We start from the raw sequence: 13149 nt of genomic DNA on the forward strand, positions 1-13149 counted from the left end.
GCCATGACTAAAGAAACGAAACAAAGCTCCGCCCCGCCTCAGGCAACTCAGACCGACAAGGCATGCGGAGAATCTTGTGAAAAGAAAACGAAAGCCAAGCCGTTCCCGATGGGCCCCAATCCCAGCATTGACGACGAAGTTCGGTACGCCAACGTGGTGTTTCTCAACGCGGTCATTCCGCTGTTGAAACCAATTGTCGCCGAAAAGCCGGAGTTGGCGGCAGCCTTTAAAGGCAAGGAAGGCGTGGTCCAGATTTCTTGTCTGACCCCGGCAGGCACGTCGATAGACGGACGTCCGGAACGTTACGCCACACACCTGATTATTCACGGTGCGAGCATTACGCCGAAGCTGGGCGCACACCCGCTGCCGAACGTGGAAATCGAGTTCCCTTCCCCCGAGAAGCTCAACGACTTCTTTAAAGGCAAGGTGAACCTGCCCAAGATTCGCGGGGGGCTGAGCAATCCAGGACTTTTGGTCGCTACCGTGAAGGCTCTGTTGGCGATGTCCAGTCTGCTGGGCGCAACGGCGGCACCCAAGATTGAGGATGACCGGAAACTGCTGACGAAGTGCATGTTCTACCTGCTGACCACCGGCATGAGCCAGCTGAATAAGGCGGGGCATCCCGGTGTGCATGCGTGGACGGATCCTTCGCCGGATCGCGTTTACGCCTATGTCGTGGATGGACATCCCGAACTGGGTGCATACATCCGCATCAAAGCCGGGAAGTCAAAGGCATTTCGCGGGGAATACACGCGCAGCGCCGCGTTCTTTACGATGCGCTTCGACTCGGTAACCTCCGCATTAGGGACCTTACTGCAGACAGATGACCTTCTGGATGCCCAGGCATCGGGTCGCATGTCGATGGAAGGTTCGCCCGAATACGGTGCCGAACTCGGCGCGCTGATGATGGCGGTGGGTGACTATGCGAAGTAAAGCAGCCAAAACAGTCAGTTGCAAGCGACGTTTTATGAAGACAACCTGCCGGAAAGCGACCAAACTCGGCGCGTTGGTGCTGCTGGGTTACGGCGTAAAGCTGGCTGTGGACAACGCACTAGAGCTGAAAAAGCTGGGCAAGGAAGAATTCCTGGAACGCAAGCAGCGGGAATGTCGCAACAAAATGAACAGCATCGGTATCAACTGGGGTCTTGGTCATGTTGGCGTTACCGTGGCGAACTTCGAGCGCGCCGTCCAATGGTATGACCGGGTGTTCGGGCTGAAACTGATGAACTATCTGGAAATCACTGGCGATGATTTGAAGCCTGTCGAGCGGTTGTATCACGTGGAGGGCATTAAGCGAGTTCGCCTGGGCTTCATGTGTTCCCGTTCCGGCAACATCCTGGAATTGTTCGAGTTCGATCCGCCCGTGGTGACGGACGAACGCGAGACTTGGAATCGACCCGGATACTCCCACATCGCCTTCCATGTCTCCAACGTGCCCGGTTGGGTGAACCGCCTGCGTCGGGAAGGCGCGGAGTTCATGAATGAACCGGTGCATTCTTCCGGTGCTGATTGGGCATTCTTCCGCGACCCGGACGGGAACCTCGTCGAGCTCATCGATCTCCACGCGGCTCGTCTCGGTTTGGGGCGCCTCGGCGTGCTCATTGGTACCGTGATGAAGCACACCGCACTCAAGGGGTTCTACCGCAAGGTTTGAACGCCGCGCTCTGTGACTAAAATTCAACCGTGTGGGCTGGGGTTTTCCTTAGCCCACACGGTTTTTATCTGACAAAGGCACGGGTTTGAGGCTCGGTCGCGACAATGGTTCCCGAAAAACTTCTCCCATATATCATCGAGAAGACCAATGTCACCTACCCTGCCCTGCTGAAGTGGGTGAAAACTCGCCTTCAGATGGTTTCGGGTCCACGGGGTGGCCAGGGTAATACACGATTTACGCGAGCTGCGTATCTGGCGTACTGAGCACCAAACTTTTGCTGCAACCAGCGTTCTTCGGTGCGTTTCAATAAAATACTCAATGCGAGCCAATAAACGAACGGCAAGGCCATCAAACACCAGTTTGTTTGTGAGATCAGAATACCGGTGTTGAGCAGGAAGAAAGCTGTGTAGACAGGATGTCGCACCCACGCGTAAATTCCAGTGGTCATCAATTGACCGGTTTTGACGCTTTCTACCATGCGCGAGCCGAACACCGCTAAGCACCACACGATTACAGACTCCACCATCAGGACAATGGCTATCAGAATCAAAAGTATTCGAATCCATAAGTTATCAATCGTCCCAATCCTCAGCCATCCCAGATATCTGAAAATGGTTGCGGAGACCGTGACGATGAAAATACCAGAAACGTAGAATGGTCCTACCCCAAGCACGGGCAGGTGGAGAGGGATGCCTTACTCACGAATCTATTTTTGCATACCTCAGCCCGACAAATGAACTTGTAACAGCAGGTCAGAAACCAGGCAGACAAATAAAAACCCCGCTACTCACACCAATCCCCCAACAAAACCCGGTAAAATAAAGCTGCAAAAATTTACAGTTTAAAACCAAATATAATCAACTGCTGTCAACAACTTTATATAAGCAGTAAGAATACCGACTAGATCCAGCCCTGGGAGAATCTTATGAACTATTTGCGCAGCGAGTATCCTCGCCCCCAATTCGAGAGAGAAAATTGGCAGAATCTAAATGGGACATGGGATTTCCGCTTTGACGATGACGATAAGGGTCTGCGGGAGCGTTGGTATATGCCAGACTCTCCTTTCCCTATGCAGATTAATGTTCCCTTTGTGTATGAGTGCGAGCTGAGTGGTATTAATACTCGGGAGCAACATGACATTATCTGGTACAAACGCAACTTTGATGCTCCGAGTTTAACCCCACAACAGCATTTATTACTGCATTTTGGGGCAGTTGATTATCAAACACAAGTTTTTTTAAACGGGCAAATGGTAAAAGAGCACACCGGCGGTGAAACTCCGTTTTCCGTCGACATTACACCTTTCCTTACCGAAGGAACCACTCAAAACCTTTGTTTACGCGTTTATGACCCGCTGACTAACCAAGAAATACCGCGCGGGAAACAGTTCTGGAAATCCACACCCAAAGGAATCTGGTACACGCGGAGCAGTGGAATCTGGCAAACAGTTTGGACGGAAGTCGTCAACGAACAACGCATTGAGTCTTTAGCCATTAAGCCAGACCTGGACAGCGGATCTGTTGAGTTCACAGTGCATACGAAAACCAGCTCCTCAAATACCTGGCTAAAGGTACAGATTCATTACCAAGATAAATTATTCGTCGAGACACAAATCAAATGCGTCGGTCCCACGCTGAAGTTTTCTGTGGATATTTTCGGGTCAGATATTTTTCGTACCGGATTTCATGGTGCCGATGAATACATATGGAGCCCCGAATACCCCAATCTATTTACAGTAGAGCTAACCTTATCGGATATTAATTCAAATCTCGAGCTAGATTCCGTCAGCAGCTATTTTGGAATGAGAAAAATCCATACCGAGAATGGAATTATTTATTTAAATAATAAGCCCTACTATCAAAAGCTAGTTCTTGACCAAGGCTATTGGCCACGAAGCCTGCTCACCGCCCCTACCGATGATGACTACCGACTGGATATTTCGCTTGCGAAAGAGATGGGATTCAACGGTTGCCGCAAGCATCAAAAACTTGAAGATCCCCGTTTTCTCTATTGGGCAGACCAACTTGGGTTTCTAGTCTGGGAAGAATGTTCTTCTACCCCGCTATTCACCACAGAGTCACAAATAGCTATTTTTGATTCTTGGAAAGCTGTTTATCAACGCGACCGTAATCATCCGTGTATCGTGGCATGGGTGCCTTTGAATGAAAGCTGGGGAGTCCCACAAATTCATTCGAATCAGCGACAGCAACATTGGGCACAAGCCCTGTACCACCTCTTGCGGTCACTAGACGACACTCGTCTGGTAAGTTCCAACGATGGCTGGGATCAAACAATCACCGATATCTGCGCCATCCACAATTACAAGCTGGGTAAGGATGCAGACGATTCCGAATTCACCCAGTTTTGTGAAACTTTAACTTCCAAGGAAGCGTTAGTGTCCCAATTTGTCAGCGGTCATCCCGTGTATGCTGCGGGGTTTGGCTACCGCGGAGAGCCCATCTTGATTACTGAATGCGGAGGTATCGGATTTGCCAACAATCAGAATTCAGATTGGAGTTACCTCGGTGTATCTTCAGCGGCAGAATTTTTAGCCACTTATCGTCGCCTAATTTCAACCTTACGTTCTTCGCAATACGTGCAAGGATTCTGTTACACCCAGCTCACGGATGTCGAGCAAGAGGTCAACGGACTGCTGACCTACGAACGAACACCTAAATTCGATTTAAAGGAACTCCGACAGATTAACGCGATTAACGATTTACCTAGCCAGAATTTAACCTAGCTCGCGCAACCTTAGCGTCTCAATGATTACCAACCAAACTGCGAAACCCTACAAAACCTAACAGATTATGAGCAAATTGAGTCGGTCAGGCAGCAGGTAAGAGTCGGGCGCCCCTACCGCAACAGCGATAAGGGCGCCCGAAAATGAAACCTTCCTTTTACATCACCTAACGCTTCCCCCGATTTGCGCTCATCAACGCATTAACCCGTCGGTTCGCTTCTGTCAGGCTTGATGGTTCACTTTCAAAAGACATCACGCTGGCCATTGCCGGTTTCATGAGGGCATCGACCTGCGCCCAACGATCAACCACCAGCGAGGGGACGGTAGTTTTGTCTTCCAGATGAACTGAGAAGGCGCGAGCGTCATATCCCATATCTTCGAAAGTTTTAATCGCCTTATCGGTCGACGTAGTAATGGCGGGGAATACGGTACCCTGCTCAGCAATCACATCCTGGCATTTTGCTGACCCCAGATATTTAACCCAGCGCCAAGATTCTTGAGGATGCTTAGTTCCCACCCAAATTGAATCTGCCAGACCATTAGTAACTGAAGCGCGATGTCCATCAGGTCCAATCGGGGTCGGAGCGACTTGAATCGGTAAATCAGTTGCGTTATCAATGGTAGAAATATTCCAGGAACCTTCTAACAAGGTCGCGTACGATCCCGACCCCAATGACTCTACCGTCCCCACTCCTGAAGTAGCAACTGACAACGGCGGCATATAGCCTTTCTTGATTAAGGAAATCCACCATCCGATAGTTTCTTGGAATTTCGGATCATCGTAGTTAAAGTGCATTCCCCAAGGGTTTTTCTCGGTCCATCTCCATTCTCCATTGGACAGGGCATAAGGTGACCATTGAATCTGACCGAGACCGCCACCAGTGTCGTTGTAACCGGTTCCATAAACTTTCACATGTTTCTTATCAAAGCCAGGTTCATCGCCGTGAACACCATTCACGTCAACGGTCAGACGAGCCAAAAACTTCTCAAAACTGCCTCCGTCCTGAGGATTCCACTCGAGTTTCCATAAATCGTCTTTGGTGTAACCAGCTGCCTTAACCATGTCTTCGTTGTAGAAAATAGCCTCGGTGTCCCAGTCTTTGGGAAGACCATATCGGTGTTTTCCATCTGCTGATTTCCACTGATCGGCCAGACCTGCCGCATAATGACTCAAGTCGTAGTTATCTCGCTTAACATAAGGGTCGATATCTAGAAGCTGCCCCAAAGCAGAGTACTTACCGAACTGAGAAGTATGGTCAGTAAATACATCGGGCGCATTTTCAGCCACCATCGAGGCAGTAATTTGCGTCCAATAATCGTCCCATCCGAACTGTTCAATTTGGATATGCACATCGGGATTTTCTCTTTCAAAATCCGCCGCGCATTGCCGGTATCCGGGAAGTTGCCCGGAATCCCACAGCCAATACCGCAGGGTGGTTTGCCCTGGTTTACCGCTGACTTGAGAGCTACACGAAGTTAATCCGACCGTTAAGATGCCAGCCAGTACAGCGGCAAGAGCTGCGACCATAAACCGTCGCCCGGATACAGCAATCACAGAATTTTTCATGTCGAGCCTCACTTAATTCCTGAGAATCCAACAGAGTTCACGATCCGCTTTCCGAGGATGGTGAACAAAATGATAATGGGAAGTGCGGACACTAGAGCCGCCGCCATCAGTGCGGTCCAGTCTGGTGAACCTTGAGGCTTTTGCGACCGGAAAATTCCCAGGGCAACCGTCAATACCCGGACCCGATCAGATTGTCCCACTAGCAGAGGCCACATGTAATCGTTCCAAGCATTGATAAAGGTAAGAACCGCTAGAGTGATAATCGGGGCAGAAGTCATAGGGCAGATAACCCGGAAGAACACCTTGAAGGGACCTGCCCCATCAATCATGGCAGCCTCGTCAATCTCTCGCGGGATTCCCAGGAAAAATTGCCGGAGGAAGAATATAGAGAAAGGGGTCATAAAGAAAGTGGGAAGCACAATGCCGGCAAAAGTATTTAGCAGTCCCAGCTGTTTAATCAAGACAAAGTTCGGGATAGCAGTAAAAATTGCCGGAACCATCAACGCTGATAGGAAAATCGCGAATACTACTTCCCGACCTCTCCACCTTAATCGTGAAAAAGCATAGGCCGCCATAGCTGAGAACAAGGTTTGTCCCACCATTACTGTAGAGGCCACTATGCAAGAGTTACGCAGATATAACCAGAAGTTTATAGAGGCACCAGCTCCCCCCTGGGTCAGAGATTCTTCCGGAGTGGTCATACCGAATACTCGCCGATAGGCATCAAAAGTCGGATTCTTTGGCCAGATAGTTCCAGGATGTGCCAACAGCTCAGTGTTGGTCATGAGAGAAGATCGCAACATCCAAAGGAAGGGGAACACCGTAATAATCAACAGAATAATCAAGCAGCCCCAGGCGCAATAAAATCCCAGCCCATGATGTTTCTTTGAGCCAATTTTTCCGGTGTGCCCCATATGGGGGTGTTTATCCGTTTGTTTGGTAGCAGTTTTCAAAGTTGTGGTAGTCATTTTTAGTTCCTCACAGTTCATCTGATTCGCCGGCACGCATCAGCCGCAGCTGAATGAGTGAGATTCCAAATAACAGAACGAACAGCACCATGGCAATAGCAGAGGCGTATCCAAAGTCAAGTTGCCCAAATGCCAAATCCCAAATGTAGTAATAAATGACGCGAGTAGCATTAATCGGACCACCTTTGGTGGTAATCGCAACAGTATCGAAGATTTGGAATGATCCGGTGATGGTAACGACCATGACCATTGCTAGCACCGGTCGCAATAGAGGCAAAGTGATGGAGAAGAATTTGCGTATCTCTCCAGCTCCATCAATATCAGCAGCCTCCCACACCGTTCGATTGATGGTTTGCAAACCCGCAAAAATCAGCAGTGCCGTGTAACCCATGTGGCGCCACACGTTCACAAAAGCAACCGTGGGAATCGCCCAGGCAGATTCTCCAAAGAAAGCCACTCGGTCGAGACCAATCCAGTTAAGCATTTCATTGACAATACCGATTTGGTAGTCCATCATGAAGTACCAAACCAAAGCTACCACTACGTTCGCTATGAAATAGGGAAGCAAAGCCATCCCTCGAATTAGCGTTGAATTTGTCAATCTCTGTAGCAACACTGCCAGCCCAATAGCAATAATGGTTTGGAAACCGATGTTTAGCACCACATAGTAAACCGTCACTTTTACGGCATTCCAAAACAGAGGATCAAAAATCAGACGCTGATAGTTTGCCAGCCCTGTCCACCTGGCCGGGGTTAGCACCGCATAGTCCGTGAATGAAAAATAGAATCCACGCACTGCGGGTAAAAGGTAAAAGAAAAATAAACCAATTCCGGCAGGAATCAGAAATATCAACGCGTATCGCGCTTGACGTGAAATAATCACGGGACGTTGTTTCCTCGTCGAAACAACATCTGAGGATGTTTCCATCCTGGTCTCCTTTCTTAACATGAAAAAATTGGATAAAAAATGGATTATCTAGCAGATACTTCTAATAACACTGTTTGCAGGGGATTTAAATCCGGGAAACGAATTCCAGAGTGTTCAAGGACACTCCCCGGCAGCTCTAAGCCTGTTCCCCACCAAGGGACGGAACCCTGTCCGTTACCGATTTCTGATTCGACACCTTGTGGGAGCATTTCACGTACTCGATAAGTAGTTGTGGCTTCCAGACCCGGCAGGCATAGTGCCGGCGAAGGGCGTTGGGGAGAGCTATGTAAACGGGTCACCGCATAGACTGCACGCGTTTGATCAACGGATACTACCCCATGCACCCAATATCCCCGGTCAGGGTGATCTAGATGAACGACTCGTCCGGAGTGCAACATTGGGCGCAGCTCCTTGTGAAGCGCTACCCAGCTGGCGAGTTCTTTAAGCTCTGACGCACTAGCCGTTGTCAAGTCCCATTCAATTCCCATGTGAGAGAACAATGCGTTAGATGCGCGCAACGACAAATTTAAGGTTCGACCGGTCTGGTGCGACACGGGGGAAGCCACGTGGGAGCCAATTAGCTCTGGGGGAAGCAGCAAACAGGTACCCGCTTCTATCTGCTTACGCTCAATCGGATCTGTACAGTCAGATCCCCAAATTCGCACCGCATATTCCATTATCCCTAAATCGATGCGTCCTCCCCCTCCTGCACAAGACTCAATTTCGAGATGCGGATGGGCTTCTTTAATATCTCGCAGTAAGCGATAGGTCGCTAGTGTTTGCTGATGGTACACCGGACAACCGGTAGTGGGAGAAACCGCTTCGTAGAGGTCACGATTGAAGTCCCACTTAATATATTCAATCTGCGTTGAATCCAATACTTCCAGCATTTGCCCCTTAACATGCTCAAAGGCTTTGGGATTGGTCAGGTCCATGACCTGCTGATAGCGCGCTTCTTGCGGACGGTGGGTACGTGGAGAAAGCATCCAATCTGGATGTTCGCGCGCCACTTGGGAGTTAGGATTCACCATTTCGGGTTCAAACCACAAGCCGAATTGCATCCCTTTACTGTGGACCGCGTCAGCCAGCGGAGAAAGACCGTCAGGCCACACTTCTGCGGACACAGTCCAATCCCCCAAACTTGAGGTATCGTCACGGCGTCCCGAGAACCATCCGTCATCGAGTACAAAACGTTCTGCCCCGGCTTCGGCTGCCAAATCTACCAATTTCAGCAAACGCGGCAAGGACTGGTCAAAGTAGACCGCTTCCCAAGCGTTGAGAGTAACGGGGCGTTCGGTAGCAGGATGGGCAGTCCGACTGCGAACAAAACTATGCATCCGAGCTGCTGCCTCATCGAGACCGTGTCCCCAGGTTCCCACAATCCAGGGTGAGCAGTACTCTTCACCACGTTTGAGTACCACCTCGCCAGGGAACAGCAATTCTCCCGCCAATATGCCCTGATAACCCTGCGTGTCTTTTTCTGCGATAGTGCGAGTATTGCCCGACCACGCCACATGCACATAGTGAACGAGTCCGTCCTGCCAAGAGGTATTCGGCTGGCAGGTGCCATGAATGCTGGAAATAGTATGTCCGCGAGCAACATTAATTTCTCGCTGGTGGGAGCCAATAGTGAACTCATGCTTTTGAATATCACGTTCTCGCAGATGGTGCCCCGTTTGGTCCAATACATAGGTTTCACTTGCCGGAGTGGGCAGCCCCAGCAGTAGCGATTGAACCTCGTAGCCGTCAGCTCCGGTATTAATCACTTTCGCTTGCCCGCGGATGACCCCAGAGGGGGTGACTTCTACCGCAATGGTTAAATTAATATCGGCTTCTTCGTCATGGAGAGTTACCGTTACTTCCGAGGGCGCTCCATTGGTTCCCTGACCATCGGTTTGGACATCAATCGGAATGAAAGCAGAAAAGAGTGCCCCTGACTGCCGAGATCCAATCAGACCAGGAGTTCCAATCCACCCCTCACTTTGTTGCGGAACTAAAGAAAAGAGCGGCGGAATATCTGAAGTCCCCGAGACCACCGCAGAATACTGCGACTTTGAGATTTCTTCACACTGCGCCGAACTGAGATACCCGAGATCGGTTCCCCAATAAATAACCTGAGGAACTCCCCGTTCTGTAATGCGTAAACAGAGCGATGTTCCCCCATTGCGTAAATGAATTAAACGTGAAAAATTCGCCATTGAACCCTCCCAGGATTTTTAGCCGCCGCCACCTCGCGCCGACATATTTTCACTACTAAAGATAGTAGCGCATATGTAAACTGGGAACAAGGAGTTTTGAAGCACTTTCCACATATTTTGTTCCGGTTCAGTGTAAAGACCGCTGCTACCCAGAGGGAAAGGGAAACTATGACGCGACTTTTTGACGACTCGTCACTAGCTACTGCTGCCCACATTCTGGCGCACGGTCCCCTTTCTCGTGCCGACACCGCCCGAGACCTAGAACTATCTCCCGCTACGCTGACGCGTTTAGTACGTCCGTTGATGAAGAGCGGGATGATTACCGAAGTGCGTTCTGGAGTCTCAAAAACCGGCATGGGGCGCCCCACCCAACTATTAGCGGTGCCCCCAGATCAACATGCTTTCATCGGGGTTAATCTGACGGGAACGATGATTCATTGTGTGCGTACGGACGCCAACGCACGGATTTTGTCGCGGGAAGCAGTGCCGGTAGAAAGCCACGCCCCCGAAGATTGCTTACACCAGCTCTGCGCTGTCATTCGTAGACAAATCGGAAATCAAGATGATTCCCAGTTGGAGGGAATTGGGATTTCCTTAGGGGGAAAAATAGATTCCTCTAGGATTAAAGAAAATCGGTTTTTAGGCTGGCAAAACGTTGATTTACATAGCATAACCCACGAAATAAATTCATCGTCACACCCGGATATTGAGTTCGTTAACGATGTCACCGGCTTGACCATGTTAGAGCAATGGTTCGGACTCGGTCGCAAATGTGAAGACTTTGTGGTTGCCACTATTGGGGCTGGCATCGGGAACGGCATGGTACACAATTTAAGAGCGGTGCGTTCTCCTCTCAGCGGACTGGGAACCACTTCTCACATCCCTTTGGCAGGAGCTCACGGGGTCTGCCAATACGGGCACGTGGGTTGTGCTAATGGCGCTTTAACTTTGCCAGCAGTTTTATCGCGCGCACAGACCGGTAGAGCAATCACCAACAGCGATTCTGCCCCCACTTCCGCTGAAGAACTCATCAATCTGGCAGATTATGGCGATAAATCATGCCGCCGCGCAATTATAGAATTCACTGAGAATCTAGCTATTTATGTGCAAACGGTAGCCTCAGCGGCGTTAGTACTTGACGTAGTTTTAGACGGAGAGGGCGTGTGCCTCCTGGAATCACGATGGGCTGATAACTTTGACAAACATTTGAAATCATATGGTCGCCCTAACGATCCCCGGATCAGAGTTCATCGGCGCTCAGGTAGCTTCGACCGCTGGGCACAGGGTGCCGCAGTAGCGGCGATTGTAAAATGGCTAATCCGCACGACCGGCAGCACGAAATGGTGATACACGCAGAGCAACCCCGCTTCTGGGCACAATGATTCCGTCCAATTGCAGCTAGCACCCATCGTTGGTTTCGGTAAGTGAAGTGTGCTGATTTTTCTCCCGCGTATGTGAGCTGTAAGAGTGACGGTTCTGACGGAAATTTTAATCATGCATCGAAATCAGACTCTTAACCTGACAGAGATGACCAAATTCCGGACGCCATCAGCAGGAATCACCTGCGCGACTCACGGACAGGTCACGGATGACCTGGAGTCGACGAAATACATTTCGTCATCTCTGTGACCTTCGGAGCCTAGTCTGCACACGATAGAAACTGTGGCTAATACCGTGCCAGCGCAAATTGCAAAGAACTTTACAGCACGTAAAAGCGATCAAACAGGGTTTGGAGCTTTTCCACGACTCGTTGGCGCAGACTGGCGCGGTCTTCAGCAGCAGCGCCGAACAGAGGCACGTTAGGCAACATTGGGATTATCCCCGCGAGTGCGGAGACCACCAGACAAACCAGTGGGAGCAATCCGAACCCCTAGGCTCATCCCCGCGAGTGCGGGGACCACTGAGAATTATCCCTGTTCAAGACGCGACCCTCAGTCTCATCCCCGCGAGTGCGGGGACCACTCTTGAATATACATTCGCACGGTGTCTTGCTCGGGCTCATCCCCGCGAGTGCGGGGACCACACACCCACGCTTTCCAGTTCGTCGAGAACCGCAGGCTCATCCCCGCGAGTGCGGGGACCACCACACGGTGGTTTTGCAATAACCGCGCTTGCCCGGCTCATCCCCGCGAGTGCGGGGACCACTACGGAAAAAGTGGCGTTCCGTTCTGTGCAATGGGGCTCATCCCCGCGAGTGCGGGGACCACCGCTTCAACAAAATCTTTTGCATCGATAAGCGCGGCTCATCCCCGCGAGTGCGGGGACCACACCGCGCCCTTGCGTAGCGCTATAACCCGTTTGGGCTCATCCCCGCGAGTGCGGGGACCACGCCCTCTGGTGGTGGATAAACTTCCCCGCTTACGGCTCATCCCCGCGAGTGCGGGGACCACCAGACCCACGAATCAAAGCCTGCTCAAAATAGGGGCTCATCCCCGCGAGTGCGGGGACCACTCGATTCTATTTTGAGACTCTGGAGAAGTGGGGGGCTCATCCCCGCGAGTGCGGGGACCACCCTGGCGATGTCGAACGCGACCTGGGCTTCGGGGGCTCATCCCCGCGAGTGCGGGGACCACTCCAGCTGCAGCTGGTTACCGCCGGCGGCGATAGGCTCATCCCCGCGAGTGCGGGGACCACTAGGTTTTCCTGTATTCGTGGTAGGCGTTGGGGGGCTCATCCCCGCGAGTGCGGGGACCACTAGATTGCCCCGTCGGGCTCTCGCATTAACATGGGCTCATCCCCGCGAGTGCGGGGACCACGATAAGCGACTGAGCAAACGTTTTCAACGCACGGGCTCATCCCCGCGAGTGCGGGGACCACGATGTGGAACAGGCTGAGAATCTGATTTGGATGGGCTCATCCCCGCGAGTGCGGGGACCACTCCGCGTTAAACAAATCTTCCCATGTGCAAATAGGCTCATCCCCGCGAGTGCGGGGACCACGGTCTGATGATGAGGTGAAAGTCCCTGTCCGGGGGCTCATCCCCGCGAGTGCGGGGACCACCACCCCGCGACGCTATGGCTAAAGCCGGTGAGCGGCTCATCCCCGCGAGTGCGGGGACCACTGGGCAATACCAGCACCAAAACAGCCACCG

Annotated in this window: 10 protein-coding genes and 1 CRISPR repeat array (1 of these 11 only partly in view); of the genes, 5 read left to right on the plus strand and 5 right to left on the minus strand. The window is 51.3% G+C overall.

From position 1 onward, the window contains the following. Nucleotides 1-3 precede the first annotated feature (3 nt). Complete coding sequence (locus tag HMPREF0573_RS01195; RefSeq protein ID WP_013188671.1) at nucleotides 4-933, plus strand: hypothetical protein; 930 nt, start codon at nucleotides 4-6, stop codon at nucleotides 931-933. 34 nt (nucleotides 934-967) lie between these two features. Then, the gene (locus HMPREF0573_RS01200; protein WP_004008243.1) at nucleotides 968-1654 is read left to right on the plus strand and encodes a VOC family protein; all 687 of its coding nucleotides are present in this window, start codon (nucleotides 968-970) and stop codon (nucleotides 1652-1654) included. Between the two features lie 190 nt (nucleotides 1655-1844). Here the strand turns inward: HMPREF0573_RS01200 and HMPREF0573_RS01205 are convergent, their stop codons facing one another. Next, nucleotides 1845-2327 carry a methyltransferase family protein gene (locus HMPREF0573_RS01205; protein WP_013188672.1) on the minus strand — a complete coding sequence of 161 codons (483 nt, stop codon included), beginning with the start codon at nucleotides 2325-2327 and terminating at the stop codon, nucleotides 1845-1847. A gap of 252 nt (nucleotides 2328-2579) precedes the next feature. Between HMPREF0573_RS01205 and HMPREF0573_RS01210 the strand changes: the two genes are divergently transcribed. Next, nucleotides 2580-4397 carry a glycoside hydrolase family 2 protein gene (locus HMPREF0573_RS01210; protein ID WP_013188673.1) on the plus strand — a complete coding sequence of 606 codons (1818 nt, stop codon included), beginning with the start codon at nucleotides 2580-2582 and terminating at the stop codon, nucleotides 4395-4397. A 166-nt stretch (nucleotides 4398-4563) separates the two neighbouring features. Here the strand turns inward: HMPREF0573_RS01210 and HMPREF0573_RS01215 are convergent, their stop codons facing one another. From HMPREF0573_RS01215 to HMPREF0573_RS01230, 4 genes are read right to left on the minus strand one after another with little or no spacing between them, the layout of a single operon-like run. After that, nucleotides 4564-5964, minus strand: a complete 1401-nt coding sequence (locus HMPREF0573_RS01215; protein ID WP_236589547.1) for an ABC transporter substrate-binding protein — start codon at nucleotides 5962-5964, stop codon at nucleotides 4564-4566. Between the two features lie 8 nt (nucleotides 5965-5972). Beyond that, nucleotides 5973-6953 (minus strand): carbohydrate ABC transporter permease, encoded by a 981-nt coding sequence (locus HMPREF0573_RS01220; RefSeq protein ID WP_013188675.1) that lies wholly within the window; start codon nucleotides 6951-6953, stop codon nucleotides 5973-5975. Continuing rightward, nucleotides 6943-7881: a carbohydrate ABC transporter permease gene (locus HMPREF0573_RS01225; protein WP_004008248.1), complete on the minus strand. Its 939-nt coding sequence runs from the start codon at nucleotides 7879-7881 to the stop codon at nucleotides 6943-6945. Before HMPREF0573_RS01225 ends, HMPREF0573_RS01220 begins: the two co-directional genes overlap by 11 nt. A gap of 23 nt (nucleotides 7882-7904) precedes the next feature. After that, nucleotides 7905-10058, minus strand: coding sequence for an alpha-galactosidase (locus HMPREF0573_RS01230; protein WP_041797864.1), 2154 nt, complete (start codon nucleotides 10056-10058; stop codon nucleotides 7905-7907). A gap of 168 nt (nucleotides 10059-10226) precedes the next feature. On the opposite strand from HMPREF0573_RS01230, the gene HMPREF0573_RS01235 reads away from it, so the two are divergent. Both HMPREF0573_RS01235 and HMPREF0573_RS10015 read left to right on the plus strand, forming a co-directional pair. Beyond that, on the plus strand, nucleotides 10227-11405 hold the full coding sequence (locus HMPREF0573_RS01235) for an ROK family transcriptional regulator (RefSeq protein WP_236589543.1): 1179 nt from the start codon (nucleotides 10227-10229) through the stop codon (nucleotides 11403-11405). 147 nt (nucleotides 11406-11552) lie between these two features. Beyond that, nucleotides 11553-11687: a hypothetical protein gene (locus HMPREF0573_RS10015; RefSeq protein ID WP_013188678.1), complete on the plus strand. Its 135-nt coding sequence runs from the start codon at nucleotides 11553-11555 to the stop codon at nucleotides 11685-11687. A gap of 183 nt (nucleotides 11688-11870) precedes the next feature. Beyond that, nucleotides 11871-13149: a CRISPR direct-repeat array (repeat unit 28 nt; unit sequence GGCTCATCCCCGCGAGTGCGGGGACCAC); it runs 1923 nt beyond the window's last position.

The organism is Mobiluncus curtisii ATCC 43063 (genome assembly GCF_000196535.1).
Lineage (GTDB): Bacteria > Actinomycetota > Actinomycetes > Actinomycetales > Actinomycetaceae > Mobiluncus > Mobiluncus curtisii.